This is a genomic window from Streptomyces prunicolor NBRC 13075 (assembly GCF_000367365.1).
GTDB classification, from domain to species: domain Bacteria; phylum Actinomycetota; class Actinomycetes; order Streptomycetales; family Streptomycetaceae; genus Streptomyces; species Streptomyces prunicolor.
The window spans coordinates 19,242-33,142 of the sequence record NZ_BARF01000008.1; the positions used below are offsets into that span (position 1 = coordinate 19,242).

General features: G+C 69.6%; 14 protein-coding genes and 2 pseudogenes. 10 read left to right on the top strand and 6 right to left on the bottom strand.

Translation table 11 applies throughout. The features are described 5' to 3' along the window. Nucleotides 1-69: 69 nt before the first annotated feature. The gene (locus tag SPR02S_RS04040) at nt 70-921 is read left to right on the top strand and encodes a helix-turn-helix domain-containing protein (protein ID WP_019055641.1); all 852 of its coding nucleotides are present in this window, start codon (nt 70-72) and stop codon (nt 919-921) included. Then, nucleotides 902-1,165, top strand: a complete 264-nt coding sequence (locus tag SPR02S_RS04045) for a DUF397 domain-containing protein (RefSeq protein WP_043258060.1) — start codon at nt 902-904, stop codon at nt 1,163-1,165. Before SPR02S_RS04040 ends, SPR02S_RS04045 begins: the two co-directional genes overlap by 20 nt. Here the strand turns inward: SPR02S_RS04045 and SPR02S_RS04050 are convergent. From SPR02S_RS04050 to SPR02S_RS04060, 3 genes are all read right to left on the bottom strand, one after another. Beyond that, nucleotides 1,162-1,626 carry an ALF repeat-containing protein gene (locus SPR02S_RS04050; RefSeq protein ID WP_019055643.1) on the bottom strand — a complete coding sequence of 155 codons (465 nt, stop codon included), beginning with the start codon at nt 1,624-1,626 and terminating at the stop codon, nt 1,162-1,164. The two genes, SPR02S_RS04045 and SPR02S_RS04050, sit on opposite strands and share 4 nt — an antisense overlap. Before the next feature lie 230 nt (nt 1,627-1,856). Then, complete coding sequence (locus tag SPR02S_RS04055; RefSeq protein WP_019055644.1) at nt 1,857-2,498, bottom strand: RDD family protein; 642 nt, start codon at nt 2,496-2,498, stop codon at nt 1,857-1,859. Between the two features lie 210 nt (nt 2,499-2,708). Continuing rightward, nucleotides 2,709-3,938, bottom strand: a complete 1,230-nt coding sequence (locus tag SPR02S_RS04060; RefSeq protein ID WP_026150190.1) for an RNA-guided endonuclease InsQ/TnpB family protein — start codon at nt 3,936-3,938, stop codon at nt 2,709-2,711. Nucleotides 3,939-3,955: 17 nt separating this feature from the next. On the opposite strand from SPR02S_RS04060, the gene SPR02S_RS59865 reads away from it, so the two are divergent. The 7 genes from SPR02S_RS59865 to SPR02S_RS04090 all read left to right on the top strand — a co-directional run bounded on the left by SPR02S_RS59865 (nt 3,956) and on the right by SPR02S_RS04090 (nt 9,949). Next, a complete protein-coding gene (locus SPR02S_RS59865; RefSeq protein ID WP_078622808.1) occupies nt 3,956-4,171 on the top strand; it encodes an Arc family DNA-binding protein in 216 nt (71 codons plus the stop codon). Between the two features lie 96 nt (nt 4,172-4,267). Continuing rightward, nucleotides 4,268-5,122, top strand: coding sequence for a bifunctional methylenetetrahydrofolate dehydrogenase/methenyltetrahydrofolate cyclohydrolase (locus SPR02S_RS04065; RefSeq protein ID WP_019055646.1), 855 nt, complete (start codon nt 4,268-4,270; stop codon nt 5,120-5,122). A 61-nt stretch (nt 5,123-5,183) separates the two neighbouring features. Continuing rightward, the gene (locus tag SPR02S_RS04070) at nt 5,184-5,627 is read left to right on the top strand and encodes a DUF3017 domain-containing protein (protein ID WP_052346911.1); all 444 of its coding nucleotides are present in this window, start codon (nt 5,184-5,186) and stop codon (nt 5,625-5,627) included. A gap of 280 nt (nt 5,628-5,907) precedes the next feature. Further along, nucleotides 5,908-6,375 (top strand): helix-turn-helix domain-containing protein, encoded by a 468-nt coding sequence (locus SPR02S_RS04075; RefSeq protein WP_019055648.1) that lies wholly within the window; start codon nt 5,908-5,910, stop codon nt 6,373-6,375. A gap of 128 nt (nt 6,376-6,503) precedes the next feature. Then, nucleotides 6,504-7,691: a helix-turn-helix domain-containing protein gene (locus tag SPR02S_RS04080; RefSeq protein ID WP_019055649.1), complete on the top strand. Its 1,188-nt coding sequence runs from the start codon at nt 6,504-6,506 to the stop codon at nt 7,689-7,691. Between the two features lie 334 nt (nt 7,692-8,025). Further along, nucleotides 8,026-9,015, top strand: coding sequence for a malate dehydrogenase (locus SPR02S_RS04085; protein WP_019055650.1), 990 nt, complete (start codon nt 8,026-8,028; stop codon nt 9,013-9,015). Nucleotides 9,016-9,166: 151 nt separating this feature from the next. Beyond that, complete coding sequence (locus SPR02S_RS04090; protein ID WP_019055651.1) at nt 9,167-9,949, top strand: serine/threonine kinase C-terminal domain-containing protein; 783 nt, start codon at nt 9,167-9,169, stop codon at nt 9,947-9,949. 35 nt (nt 9,950-9,984) lie between these two features. On the opposite strand, the gene SPR02S_RS04095 is transcribed toward SPR02S_RS04090, so the two are convergent. From SPR02S_RS04095 to SPR02S_RS66080, 3 genes and pseudogenes are all read right to left on the bottom strand, one after another. After that, the gene (locus tag SPR02S_RS04095; protein WP_019055652.1) at nt 9,985-10,674 is read right to left on the bottom strand and encodes a siderophore-interacting protein; all 690 of its coding nucleotides are present in this window, start codon (nt 10,672-10,674) and stop codon (nt 9,985-9,987) included. A gap of 42 nt (nt 10,675-10,716) precedes the next feature. Next, nucleotides 10,717-11,643 (bottom strand): annotated as a pseudogene (locus SPR02S_RS55080) (MFS transporter); the annotation flags it as partial. A 316-nt stretch (nt 11,644-11,959) separates the two neighbouring features. After that, nucleotides 11,960-12,526 (bottom strand): annotated as a pseudogene (locus SPR02S_RS66080) (flavin-containing monooxygenase); the annotation flags it as partial. A 226-nt stretch (nt 12,527-12,752) separates the two neighbouring features. Here SPR02S_RS66080 and SPR02S_RS04110 point away from each other — a divergent pair. Next, nucleotides 12,753-13,772 carry an AraC family transcriptional regulator gene (locus SPR02S_RS04110; protein ID WP_019055656.1) on the top strand — a complete coding sequence of 340 codons (1,020 nt, stop codon included), beginning with the start codon at nt 12,753-12,755 and terminating at the stop codon, nt 13,770-13,772. Nucleotides 13,773-13,901 lie beyond the last annotated feature (129 nt).

The following is a 13,901-nucleotide window of genomic DNA, read 5'->3' on the forward strand; positions in this document are numbered from 1 at the left end:
GCGTGGAATCTCGTACCGTGACAGTGGTTTGGGTTGCACCCGGGAACTGGCAAAAGGCGGTGGTGAGTTGTGCCCCCACGCAAGGACACCGACGCGTCGGCGAATGTCCCTTCCTTCTACGGCGCGGAGTTGCGCTTCAAGAGGGAGGAAGCGGGCCTGACGCTCGAACAGTTGGCGGAGGGAAGCTTTTTCGGCATCCCGTTTCTGAGCCTGATCGAGCGGGGTGAGCGGCGCATGCCGTTGGATCTCGCCAGGCACGTCGACAAGCGGCTCGGTACGGACGGCTTTTTCGAGCGGCGTTGTGAAGACGCGCGGAAAGCGAAGCAGGCGGGGCATGCGGAGTACTTCGCGGATGTCGCCGAGATGGAGGAGTACGCGGACTCGATCGAGGAGTGGGCGCCGTCGCTCATCCCCGGACTGTTGCAAACAGAGAGCTACGCCAAGGCGGTTGTCCGCACCTCGCTGCCTTGGCTGCCGCCGGAAACCGTCGAGAAGCAGGTCGCGGCCCGCTTGGACCGCGCGAAGTTCTGGGACCGGGACGAGCGTCCGTCGTTCTGGGCGGTGCTCCACGAGTCGCTGATCCGCAAACCGCTGCTGCCGCCCGAGGGGATGGCGGTCCAACTGGAGCACATTGGGCAGGTGATCAGCCGTAATCAGGGCGTTTTGCAGGTACTGCCGGAAACGGCGGTGGCGCACCCGTTCATGATGGGCATGATCAAGGTGATGACATTCCCGGACGCGCCGCCGGTGGTCTATACGGAGGGCCTGCACAGCGGTCAGCTGATCGACTATCCAGCCCTCGTGAAGGACTACCGCAGGTCGTACGATCTGCTCAGGGCCGCGGCACTACCGCCGGATGCGTCCCTGGCTATGGTTGAGCAGATGGCAGAGGACTACCGAAATGGCAAGCACAGAGCCTGACTTGAGCACTGCGGTGTGGCGCAAGAGCAGCTACAGCAACGGCAGTGGCGGTGAATGTGTCGAGGTTGCCACGCTGTGGCGCAAGAGCAGCTACAGCAACGGCTCCGGCGGCGACTGTGTCGAAGTCCGCGACGACCTCCCCGGCCTCGTCCCCGTCCGTGACTCCAAGGTCCCGGACGGGTCGGCGCTGCTCATTTCCGACGTCGCCTGGGGGCCCTTCGTCGGCTGGGCCGGGACTGTCTAGGCGTCCACCTCGTACTGGCCCACCTCGATGAAGTACCGCAACTCCTCCGGCGTCCCGTCGATCACCGCGTTCGCCGCCGCGCGCAGGGCGGGGCTGATCGTCTTGTCGGCGAGGACGCGGGCGACGGCGACTCGGTCGTCCTCGGCCTGGGCCAGGCGGTAACCGGTCTTCAGGAAGGTGCGCAGGTCGTCCACCGTGCCGTCGAGGGCCTTGTTGGCCGCGCGGATGACGCCCTTGCCGGAGTCGGGGTCCCCCAGGATGCGCGCGACCGCGACCCGTAGGTCGTCGTCCGACATGGTGTCCACCGTCGACGGGTCGACCGGGGTGTACGCGGCCACGGCGGTCGACGTCGATGTGGTGTCGGCCGCGTGCGCCGGGGCCGCGAGGAAGAGGGCCGGGGCCACGGCGGTGGCCGCGACGAGCAGTGCGGTGTGGCGGACAGCTCGACGGATGGGTCTCACGGGTGAACCTGCCTCAGGAGAGCGGGACTTGGACAATTGGACAAGTGGTGATCTTCGCACCGCACCGCTCGGGAAGTCATTGCCGGGTACGGGCAGTCTTTCCGCCGCCGTTCCTGCCGTAGAACCGAAGGGGGACTGGAGGTGAACCGGAGGGGAACTGAAGAAACGCCCTGGGGGCCGTGTCACCAAGTGGTGACACGGCCCCCAGGGAAAACGCGCGAACCGGTGAATTACTGGGTGCGGATCACGATCGTGCCGCAGATCTTGTCCGCGAACGTCTGACGCTTCGCGTCCCACGCCGGCCACAGGAAGCCGATGTAGCAGGAGATGCCGTCCAGGAAGTGGGCGAGACGGCGGACGAACGCCATGCCGACGCCGAGCGGCTGGCCGTCGCTCTCGCGGACCAGGCGGATGCCCAGCGCCTGCTTGCCGACGGTCTGGCCGGTGCGGCCCTCGCGGATCAGCTGCCAGATGAAGATGCCGAGGAGAAGGATGCCGCCGATGCCCGACAGCGCGGCGTTCTTGCTGGCCATGCCGGCGATGTACAGGACGTACGGCAGGGCGAAGACGAGTCCGTCGACCAGCGTGCCGAGGAAACGCTGGCCCCAGTTCGCGTACGGCGGGGTCGCGCCGTAACCGGGCTGCTGGTAACCGGGGTACGCCGGCTGCTGCGGGTAGCCGTAGCCCTGCTGCGGCGGGACACCCTGGGGGGCGCCCTGCGGGTAGCCGTAGCCCGGCTGGCCGCCCTGGGGCTGGCCGTACTCGGGCTGACCCTGGGGCTGGCCGTACCCCGGCTGACCCTGGGGCTGGCCGTAGCCCGGCTGGGGGTTCTGCTGCGGTTGCCCGTAGGGGTTGTTCGGGTCGTAACTCATGGCGGGTTTTCCTCCGTTGGCAATGCGGGGACGATGCGGATCGCGCGGAGGAATGTCACAAGATGAGCGGCTTGCCCCCCAACACCTACCGCAGTACTGCGGCGTTCATCGTTCTAGCCGAGGCTGGATTTTGTCCAGCGGCATTCCATGGGTGTTGTGCAAGTGCAACATCATTGAATCCTCCCCCTCGTAAACGAGGGGATTCCTGGCTCAGGCCGCCTCCTGGAGCAGCGCCCCAGGAGGTCTTACGCCATCAACACCAGCCGGGTTGAAACCAGCCCGGACGAGCATCACGCGAGCGGAGTTCTTGTCCCTGGGGGATGTGGCTCCGCACGCAGTGCAGATGTACGTTCTCTCGGACAGCGGCAGGCGATGCTTGACTCTCGCATCGCAGTGCGCGCAGTCCATGGTGGTGTGCGCGGGGTGGACCAGGTGCACGGCGCGGCCGTGTTTGCGGCCCATCTCGATCAGGGCCTGTTTGGTGGCGCCGATAGCAGCATCCGCCGCCTTGCGCGCCATGGTTGTCCTGGAGAGGAACTTCGGCTTGAAGTCCTCGACCGCAATCGCGTCGTGGTCGCGGACAACCTTCTTGGCCCACTTGCGTCCGGTGTCTTGACGCTGCCTCGCCACCTTCTTGTGCAGCTTCGCGGTCTGCTTCTTCGCGGCCTTGTAACCGTTGGATCCGGGCTGGCCTCGCTTCGGCTTCCGGCGCGCCATCATCCGCTGGTAGTGCGCGAGCCGCTGAGCGGCCTTCTTCCCGTGCTCGGCGTGGGGGAGATCGTGTGCGTCGGATGTAGTGGTCGCGGTCTCCTTCACGCCCCAGTCCACGCCGATCACCGCACCGGTCTCCGGCAGTACCTCAGCCATGGCGGGGACAACAAAGGACGCGTACCAGTGGCCGAGGTTGTCCCGGTAGACGCGGACCGACGACGGCGGCTCGGGCAGCTGCCGCGACCACACCACGCACAGCACGATGCCCCCGGCCAGGTGTAGACGGCCGTCCTTCAACCGGAATCCACGCTGTGTGTAGTTCAGGCTCGGGTCGGCCTCGTGCTTCTTCTTGTACCTCGGCATCCCGGCCCGCTGCCGCTGGGGGAGCCGGGCCTTGATGTCTTTCTGTGCTTTGGCGCGGGAGTTGGCGAAGTCGCGGATGATCTGCTGCTGCGGGACTGAGGAGCCCTCGCGTAGCCATGCGTTCGCGGTGCGGGCCTGGGTCAGCATCTTGTCGAGCTGGGCAGGGCCACACGTCCGCTTGTCTGCACCCTCGGGGCGGCTCTTGTTCCACAGGTGGGCCTGTCTGGATTTGGCGCAGCTCTCGTTCCAGATCCACCGACACCGGTCCCACTCCGCTTCAAGAGCCGCGAGCGCGGTGGACGACGCGCGGAGCCGGAACGTCCACCGGGCGCGCCCGGTGTCCGCAACTCCCTTTGGTGTCGTCATGATGCCATAATAGCACCATGACGACCGAAGTCCGCTTGACTCTGCGCCTACCCCAAGACCTCCGTGACCGGCTACGCGATCACGCCAAGTCCGAGAGGCGGTCCCTCAACTCTGAGCTGGTGTACATGCTGGAGGTCGGCCTCCGCTCCGCTGGGGTGGACGCCGAATCGCCCGGCGGCGATTCGGCTTCTCCTGCCCCGCTACGCGGGAGGCCGGATTCCTCCCCCACGTAAACGTGGGGCTCCTCCGGTTACTCGGGTGATCATGGTGATACACCCGGGGTGTACCCGGATTGGAACCCTGAGGGCGTCATCCGCGAGGATGGGTCCATGACCGCCCAGATTCTCGATGGCAAGGCCACCGCAGCCGCGATCAAGTCCGATCTGACCGCCCGCGTGGCGGCGCTGAAGGAGAAGGGCGTCACGCCCGGCCTCGGCACGATCCTGGTCGGGGACGACCCCGGCAGCCAGAAGTACGTCGCCGGCAAGCACCGGGACTGCGCCCAGGTGGGCATCGCGTCCATCCAGCGCGAACTGCCCGCCACCGCCTCGCAGGAGGAGATCGAGGCGGTGGTGAAGGAGCTGAACGAGGATCCTTCCTGCACCGGGTACATCGTCCAACTCCCGCTTCCCAAGGGGATCGACGAGAACCGCATCCTCGAACTCATGGACCCGGACAAGGACGCCGACGGGCTCCACCCGATGAACCTCGGCCGACTCGTCCTGAACGAGCCCGCCCCGCTGCCCTGCACCCCGAACGGCGTCCTCACCCTGCTGCGCCGCTACGGCGTGGAGATCAAGGGCGCGGAGGTGGTCGTTGTCGGACGTGGTGTGACCATCGGCCGGCCCATGCCGCTCCTCCTCACCCGGCGCAGCGAGAACGCCACCGTGACCCAGTGCCACACGGGCACCCGCGACCTCTCCTCGCACCTCAAGCGCGCCGACATCATCGTCGCCGCCGCCGGTTCCGCCCACCTGATCCGGCCCGAGGACGTGAAGCCGGGCGCCGCCGTCCTCGACGTCGGCGTCTCGCGGGGCGCCGACGGCAAGATCGTGGGCGACGTCCACCCGGGCGTCGCCGAGGTGGCCGGCTTCATCTCCCCGAACCCCGGCGGAGTCGGCCCGATGACCCGCGCCCAGCTGCTCGTCAACGTGGTCGAGGCGGCGGAGCGCAGTGTCGCCTGACAACAACCCCGGCAAGACCGAGGGCACCCAGGACACCGAGGTCACCGAGGTCACGGACGACATCGAGGTCACGGACCCGGTCAGCGCCCCCGACGCCGACGGGAACCCGCGCCGCACCACCCGCCGCTTCCCCCTCTTCACCCGGGACACCGCCCGCCCCGAGGGCGGCGGCCGGACCGCCCCGCGCGACGCCCCGGCACCGGCCCGCCAGTGGCCGATCCTCGCCATCCTCGGCACGGTCGGCCTCGGCCTCCTCCTGACCGCCTTCGACGTCTTCCGCTACGGCACCCTGCTCATCGGCGCCGCGCTCCTGGCCGGCGCGGTCCTGCGCTGGGTCATGCCGGACGTCGGCATGCTCGCCGTACGCTCCCGCTTCACCGACATCGTCACCTACGGCATCCTCGGCCTCGCGATCGTCCTGCTGGCGATGATGGCGCAGCCGAAGCCGTGGCTGACGATCCCGTATCTGAAGGACACGCTGCACTACACGGTCAACAGCAACTAGCGACCAGGAATCAGTAACTGGCGCGCGGCGCCCGGCAGTTCACGACGCACGACGGCGGCCCGTCCCCTCCCCCGAGCAAGGACGCGCCGCCGTCTGCATTCACCGTGGCGCCCGGTGGGGGTCCCGCTCAATACCTGTCGGCGCGCTGTGGCAGGGAGGTGACCGTTTCGCTACGGGCTCCGCACCGCCCGGCGACGAGGGAACCGTTCCCCTTCCGGTGTCGTCATTTCGCTCGGAACGGGCAAGCGGGGCGGGCGCGTGAGCGGGCGGAGGAAGCGCGATGGGCGGCTGGCAGCCGCTGCCGGACGAACTCCCGGCGGAGGTACGGCACTTCGTGGAACAGCTGCGCCTCCTCAAGGACCGCACCGGGCTGAGCCTGGTGGCGCTCGGCGCGCGCACCGCGTACAGCAAGTCCTCCTGGCACCGCTATCTCAACGCCACCCAGCCGCCGCCCCGGCAGGCCGTGCTCGCCCTGTGCCGGGTGGCCGGTGTCGACTCCGAACGCATCGGCGTGCGCTGGGAGTTGGCGGTCCAGGCCTGGCCCCGACCGGAGGTGCCTTCGGCGAAGGCGGAGGGCGTGGGCGGGGACGAGTACCGGGACGATCCGACCCTTCCCTGGTGGGACACACCGCCCGAGGAGACGGAGAAGGCGGAACGCGGGCCTGGCGGACGGCTGCTCCGGTACGCGTTGGCGCTGCTGTTTCTGATGTTCCTCATGGCTGTCGCGGGAGTCGTCGTGCTGGGGTGAACGCCACTGTGCGTCCGGTGTGTCGATGTATTGACAAGTTTGCGGATTTGCAACGAACTCGACCAACAACCGCGTTAGCGTGGGCAATTCAGGGCAGAGGGGGGAAAGCAATGCCTCGTTGGAGGGCCTTGCCGGATGAACTCGATCCGCAGGTCAGAGAGTTCGCGAGCCAGTTGCGCAGGCTCGTGGACCGCAGCGGCCTGAGCATCGCGGCGGTGGCCGACCGCACGGGCTACAGCAAGACATCCTGGGACCGTTACCTCAACGGCCGGCTCCTCGCACCGAAGGGCGCGATCGTCGCCCTGGCCGAGGTCACCGGTACCGATCCCGTTCATCTGACCACGATGTGGGAGCTCGCCGAGCGCGCCTGGAGCCGCTCGGAGATGCGGCACGACCTGACCATGGAGGCGCTCCGGATCTCCCAGGCGCGTGACGCGCTGGGTGAGCCCGCGGCGCCCCCGGCGAGCGCGCCGAGTGGCAAGACGGCACGTAAGGGCGGCGGCAGCGTCACCGCCACCCCGGGCATCGCGGGCCCGGCGGGAGTGTCCCCGACGGTGCCGCCGCAGCCGACGGCGCCCGAGAGGGACGTACGGGAAGGCGTACGGGAAAGTGCCTCGAAGGACGTGCGGGAGAGTGCTTCGAAGGTCGCCAACTCGTGGGGGATCGCCGGGTATTCGGGGCCGAAGCAGACGGGCGGCGGCGGGGACGGTTCCGCGGCGGTGCCGTCCGGGCCGGTGCCGGGGCAGGCGCAGCCCGGCGGGCCGGGTCGTATACCGGAGGTGTCCGGGCCGTCCGGTGGATCCGGGTCGTCCGGTGTCGGGCGGCGGGCGCTGATGTTCGGGGCCGGGGTCCTCGGGGTGCTGGTCGTGATCGCGGCCGTGTTCCTGTTCACCAACAAGGGCGGTGGGGACAAGGAGGCCGGGGCCGCGCACACCTCGGCCTCGGCGTCCGCCGGCGCCAACCCCGACCTGCCGCCCGGGGTGAAGTGCGTGGACGCGGGCTGCACCGGCAAGGACGCCGAGGCGATGGGCTGCACCACGGACGCGGGCGCGGTGACCACCGCCAAGACCGCGACCGTCGGCACGACCGTCGTCGAGGTCCGCTACAGCAAGACGTGCGGTGCCGCCTGGGGCCGGATCACCACGGGTGTGGTGGGGGACTCCGTGCAGGTCAGCGCGGGGACCGCCAAGGAGACCGACAGCATCACGGCGGGCGGTGACGCCATCGCCTACACGCCGATGGTGGCCGTGAAGGACGCGGGCGAGGCGAAGGCCTGCGTGACGCTGGCGTCGGGGCAGAAGGGGTGCACCACCTAGGGAGGGTCCTAGGGGCGAGGGTCTGTGGGGATTCTGTGAACGTGGGGAATGCCCCCTCCGGATCGGGGGCAGGCGGAAAGTACCCCCACGGGAGTCCGGACCCCCGGTGCCCCCACGGCGGCCGTCCGGTGTTCCTCTCCCGAGCCGGACGGCCGCCTCATTTGTGCGGGGAGCCTGGTTCTGTGGGGTGGGCCACACGGACCCGGGAGTCCGGGATCGCGGATGCGCGATAGCCTGACCGGTGGATCTCTCGACGCCAAGAGATCGATCATTTGTACGTCCCGCACCCCGGGGCAGTGCCGCCCCACCGCCAGCTGTCATAACGGAGAACGCCATGACCCGCACTCCCGTGAACGTCACCGTCACCGGCGCGGCCGGCCAGATCGGTTACGCCCTGCTCTTCCGTATCGCCTCCGGCCAGCTGCTCGGCGCGGACGTGCCGGTCAAGCTGCGTCTCCTGGAGATCACCCCGGCGCTCAAGGCCGCCGAGGGCACGGCGATGGAGCTCGACGACTGCGCCTTCCCGCTCCTCCAGGGCATCGACATCACGGACGACCCGAACGTCGCCTTCGCCGGCACGAACGTCGCCCTCCTCGTCGGCGCCCGCCCCCGCACCAAGGGCATGGAGCGCGGCGACCTGCTCTCCGCGAACGGCGGCATCTTCAAGCCGCAGGGCAAGGCCATCAACGACAACGCCGCGGACGACATCAAGGTCCTCGTCGTCGGCAACCCGGCCAACACGAACGCGCTCATCGCGCAGGCCGCCGCCCCGGACGTACCGGCCGACCGCTTCACCGCGATGACCCGCCTGGACCACAACCGCGCGCTGACCCAGCTCGCGAAGAAGACGGGCACCACGGTCGCCGACATCAAGCGTCTGACCATCTGGGGCAACCACTCCGCCACCCAGTACCCCGACATCTTCCACGCCACGGTCGCCGGCAAGAACGCCGCCGAGACCGTGAACGACGAGAAGTGGCTGGCCGAGGAGTTCATCCCGACCGTCGCCAAGCGCGGCGCCGCGATCATCGAGGCCCGCGGCGCGTCCTCCGCGGCCTCCGCCGCCAACGCCGCGATCGACCACGTCCACACCTGGGTCAACGGCACGGCGGACGGCGACTGGACCTCCATGGGCATCCCGTCGGACGGCTCCTACGGTGTCCCCGAGGGCCTCATCTCCTCCTTCCCGGTCACCACGAAGGACGGCGTCTACGAGATCGTCCAGGGCCTGGACATCAACGAGTTCTCCCGCGCCCGCATCGACGCGTCGGTGAAGGAGCTGGAGGAGGAGCGCGAGGCGGTCCGCTCCCTCGGCCTGATCTAGTCGTCCCCCAGGCATTCGCGGGGCCGTTCTCGACGGCTCTGTCACGGGATTGCGCGGGCCCTGTTCCGGTTACGACCGGAGCGGGGCCCGTTCCCTGTTTCCGCCGCTAACTTCGGAAGAGGTAAGTGGTGGGTGATTCGGGGGTTTCGTGATGAGTGACTGGGGCGGCTTCAGTGCCGAACGCGAGCCGAGCGAGGAGCGCGGACAGGCGCCCTGGTCGGTGTGGTCGACGGCGGAGACGCAGACCTCGCTGACCCCGCCGCCGTGGGTGTCACCACCGGTTCCCTTCCCGGCTCCCGTCCCGGCTCCAACTCCCGCCCCCGCGCCCGCTTCCGGCCGTCGCGCCTGGCGGCTGGTCCTCGCGGTGGCGCTCGCGGTGGTGTTGGGCGCGGGTGCCGGGGGAGGGGTCTGGTACGTCACGCACGACCGCGGCACGCACGATCACGTGAGCGCGACGGGATCCGGATCGGCTGCTGCTGCCCCGTCGTACCGCACGGTCCAGGACCCCACCGGCTACACGCTCGACGTCCCCAAGGGCTGGACCCGTACCCAACGGCAGGGCGCGAAGGCCCCGGTGGTCACCTACGACTCCCCGGACGGCACCCGCCGCCTCCAGATCTTCCGCGTCTCCGAGAACTCCCCGGCCGAGTCCCTGGATCTCGCGGAGAACGACCCCGGCTACGGCTTCGCCCGCCAGCCCGGTTATCAAGTCATCGACCGTGCCGCCGGGCCCAGTTGGGCCGAACTGACCTATCGCTACGACGACCAGGGCAACGGTGGGCGTCGGGTGATCGACCATCGCTTCGAGGCGGGGGACGGTTCGCTCTACGCGGTCCGGTCCAGTGGCCCCGAGTCGCTCGATCCCGCCGTGGTCCGCGCACCGCTCACCGCGGCGCTCGGCTCCTTCTGCCCGGCGGGCGCGAACTGCCGGTAGGCGGGGGCGAACTGCCCTTGGGCGGGGGCGCGTTCCTACTCCATCCCCTTCTTCCCCGGCGCCCAGAACGGCTTCGTGAGGACGGAACGCCGGTCCCAGCCCAACTCCCGTACGAGCACCTGCCGGACCTGCTGCACGGTACGGGCCTCCCCGGCGACGTACGCGATGCCGTCGGGCTCGGGGGCGAGGTGTTGTACGGCGTCCGGGAGTGAAGTCCCGCCCCTGGTCAGCCAGTTGAGGCGCTCGGAGTGCGTCAACGGCAGTCGGTCCGCCGCCGATTCCGTCTCCACGGCGCCGGAGACCCGCGCCCCCTCCGGCAGTGCGGCCAGCATCGCGCCGAAGGCGACCGAGGCCGTCTCCTCGCCGACGAAGACGTGGTGGGAGGCGTCGGGGCGGAGCGTGAAGGTGCCCTCGGGCTTCCGCAGGCGCACCTGCTCGCCGATGCCGACGCTCTTCCCCCAACGACCCCCGGGTCCCCCCTCGGAGTGGTCCAGCACGCACAACTCGACGGCGCCGGACGGCTCGTAGCGCCACACGGAGTACGTCCGCAGGGTCAGGCCGGTGACCAGGACGCGGACCTGTTGGCCGGGGCGGACGTCGAGGCCGGTGAGGGCGTCGCTCTCGATGCGCAGGCGGCGCATGCGGGTGGTGATCGGTTCGGCCGCGGTGACGGTGGCTCGGAGGGTGACCAGGTCGAGGACGGGGTTCAGGAGGGTGGACGGCACTGCGGGCTCCTCGACTGGGCGGCGCGTGGGGGGAGTTGGTGATCAGGAGTGGCGGGCTGGACGCGATAGTACGCGTTTCTCGTCGGACGCGATAGTGCGTGTGGTGGTCTTGCGGTCGCGGTGGCCGATGATCACGATCGCGGTGGCCGCGAGGACGATCAGGGCGACCGTGCGCAGTGCCGGGGCCATGCCGTGGGCGAGGTCGGGGTGGGCGGCCAGGATCGTGCCGGTGACCGCCACGCCCAGAGCCGCGCCGAGTTCGCGGGCCGAGGTGCCGAGACCGGAACCGAGGCCCGTCCGGTGCGGCGGCAGCGAGGTGACGACACCGACCGTGAGCGCGGGCATGGAGAGCCCGGTGCCCGCCGAGATCACGAGCAGCCAGCAGGCGTACGTCCAGTACGGGGTGCCCGCGTCGGCGGTGGACGCGCCCAGCAGGCCCAGGCCGATGAGGGCGAGACCGGTGCCGATGACCGGGCGTGGGCGGTGCGACCAGCGGACGGCGAGTTTCGGGACGAGGGCCATGCCGATCGTCAGCGGCACGATCGCGACGCCGGTGACGGCGGCGCCGTAGCCCTTGATCTCTTGCAGGTACTGGGAGTTGACGTAGAAGAGGGAGAACAGGCCGAAGAAGCCGGTGGCCGTGCCGAGGGTGGCCGCGCGGAGGGTGGGGGAGGTGAAGACGCGCGGGTCGAGGAGTGGGGTGCGGGAGCGCAGGGCGTGGGCGGTGAAGGCCGCTATGAGTACGGCGCCTGCCGCGAACGCCGTGATGAGGCGCGGGGAGGTCCAGCCGTAGGCCGGGCCCTCGATGATGCCGAAGAGGATCGCGACCAGGCCGGTGGTCAGGAGGGCGGTGCCGGTGGGGTCGAGGTTGCTGTGCGTGGAGCGTTCCGTGCGGGGTGCGGTGAGGGTGACCGCGAGGGCGAGCAGGGCGGCCAGTGGGACCATCGCCCCGAACAGGGCACGCCAGGTACTCGTTGGAGAGGAGGATGCGCTTGCAGCCGATCGGGTCCTCGGGGGTCAGTGCGGTGCGCAAGGCGTCGTCGGTGACCTGGCGCGCGATATGGCGCCGGAACTGCCGGTCGGCGATCTTGAGCAGCCGGGGAAACCTGGTGAACGCGGCGCCGCGTGGCTCCAGTTGCCAGTAGGTGAGCCAGCGTGAGAGTCGCTGCAAGCCCGGGATCCTGCGGAACGCGGTGCGGGCGATCGGAGCGTAGGGGTGGTCCGGCTTGGGGATGACGTGCGCGGCGTTCTTCTGGAACAGGGTCAGTCGCGCGACGCGGGGCGCGATGGCCGGGACGAACTGGACGGCCGAGGCGCCGGTGCCGACGACGGCGACGGATTTTCCGGTCAGGTCGTAGTCGTGGTTCCAGGTCGCGGAGTGGAACTGCTCGCCCTGGAAGGTGTCGAGGCCGGGGATGCCGGGGACGAGCGGACGGTTCAGGAGGCCGGTGGCGGCGATGAGGATGTCGGCGACGTGGACGGATCCGTCCTCGAGGGTGATGGTCCAGGTGGCCGATTCCTCGTCGAACTCCGCGGTCGTCACAGGGGAGTTGAAGCGGATGTGGGGCGTGATGCCGAACGTGTCCGCGGTGTCCCGCAGGTACTGGTGGATCTCGGCCTGCGGTGCGAAGCGTCGGGACCATGCGGTGTTCTGCGCGAACGAGTACGAGTACAGGTGTGAGGGGACGTCGCATGCGGCGCCGGGGTACGTGTTGTCCCGCCAGCAACCGCCGACGTCGTCGGCCTTCTCGAAGAGCGTCAGGTCGTGGAATCCGGCTCTCTTGAGTCGAGCGGCCATGCCGAGGCCGGCGAAGCCGGTGCCGATGATCGCGATCGAGGCGGTGTGCGCCATCTTCAGGCCCTTCCGTGATCCGTCCTGACCTCGATGTTCCGCGTCTCGATCAGCGGGGAGGAGGTGTCCGTCGGCGCCGGAGTTGTTGGATTCGGCGGAGCCGCGAGAGTTGATGGATTCGGCGGGGGCCCGCAAGCTGTTGGATTCGGCGGGGGCGCGAGGGTTGTTGGATTCGGCGAGGGCTCGAAGGCTGTTGGATTCGGCGGAGGCCCGGACGGAGGCACCGATGGTTCAGTGGGAGATTCCTCGGCCGCCGACCAGCGTGTCGGTGCTGGTCGACCTCGGTGTCGAGCTCGGGGTGCCCGCGACCGCGTCCCTGGCCGGCACCGGACTCACCGAAGCGGCGCTGAGCGATACCGGAACCGAGGTGACCGCACGGCAGGAGCAGGCGGTGGTCGGCAACCTGCTCGCGGCGACCGACAGCCGGGGCCATCTCGGGCTGGAGGCCGGCAGCCGCTTCCACCTCACGTCCTTCGGCTTCTGGGGTTTCGCCCTGGTGAGCAGCCCGACCCTCGGCGCCGCGCTCAAGATCGCCCTTCAGTACCTCGACCTGACGTACGCCTGGTCGCGCTTCGACCTCCGACGCACCGGCGACGAGGCCCAGTTGGTGCTGACCGCCCCGGACGTGCCCGAGCCGTTGCGGCGCTTCACCGTCGAACGTGATCTCGCGGTCATCGCCACGCTGCAACGGGAACTCTTCTCCGCCCGGATCCAGGTCCGCCGGCTGGTGCTCGCGTTCCCGCCCGCGGACCCGGAGCCCTACGAGCAAGTCCTGCGCGTCACGCCGGAGTTCGGCGGCGACGAGACGCTGATCGCCCTGGACGCCGCCCTGCTCGACCTGCCGATGCCGCAGGCCAACGCGCACACCCAGGCGCTCGCGCAGGAGCAGTGCCGGGAACTGCTCGACCGCGGCAGCGCCCGCACCGGTGTGGCCGGCCGGGTGCGCGACCTGCTGCTGGCCCGACCCGGTGACCCGCCGACGGCCGAACACGTCGCCCGTGAACTGACGATGAGTTCCCGCACCCTCCGCGAACGCCTGGCCGCCGAGCGGACCTCCTACCGCGAGCTGCTGGACGAGATCCGGGAGCGTCTCGCCGAGGAGATGCTCGCCGAAGGACTCGCGGTCGCCCAGGCCGCCGAACGACTCGGCTATCAGGAGGTGTCCAGTTTCTCGCACGCGTTTCGGCGCTGGAAGGGGATGGGGCCGCGCGCGTACCGGACCGCCGTGCTGAGACGGCCAAGCTGAGACCGCCAGGCTGATGGCCAAGCTGAGACGTTCGGGCTGATGTCCGGGCTGAGACGGCCGGACTGATGACTGGACTGACGGCCGCCGAAACGCACAAGTCCCGCGCCGATCGGCACCTGCCCCCACGGC

Excerpts from the sequence above, each read along its gene's own strand:
- SPR02S_RS04045 (WP_043258060.1), top strand. The coding sequence starts at position 902 with ATGGCAAGCACAGAGCCTGACTTGAGCACTGCGGTGTGGCGCAAGAGC.
- SPR02S_RS04055 (WP_019055644.1), bottom strand. The coding sequence starts at position 2,498 with ATGAGTTACGACCCGAACAACCCCTACGGGCAACCGCAGCAGAACCCC.
- SPR02S_RS04060 (WP_026150190.1), bottom strand. The coding sequence starts at position 3,938 with ATGACGACACCAAAGGGAGTTGCGGACACCGGGCGCGCCCGGTGGACG.
- SPR02S_RS59865 (WP_078622808.1), top strand. The coding sequence starts at position 3,956 with ATGACGACCGAAGTCCGCTTGACTCTGCGCCTACCCCAAGACCTCCGT.
- SPR02S_RS04065 (WP_019055646.1), top strand. The coding sequence starts at position 4,268 with ATGACCGCCCAGATTCTCGATGGCAAGGCCACCGCAGCCGCGATCAAG.
- SPR02S_RS04075 (WP_019055648.1), top strand. The coding sequence starts at position 5,908 with ATGGGCGGCTGGCAGCCGCTGCCGGACGAACTCCCGGCGGAGGTACGG.
- SPR02S_RS04085 (WP_019055650.1), top strand. The coding sequence starts at position 8,026 with ATGACCCGCACTCCCGTGAACGTCACCGTCACCGGCGCGGCCGGCCAG.
- SPR02S_RS04090 (WP_019055651.1), top strand. The coding sequence starts at position 9,167 with ATGAGTGACTGGGGCGGCTTCAGTGCCGAACGCGAGCCGAGCGAGGAG.
- SPR02S_RS04110 (WP_019055656.1), top strand. The coding sequence starts at position 12,753 with ATGGTTCAGTGGGAGATTCCTCGGCCGCCGACCAGCGTGTCGGTGCTG.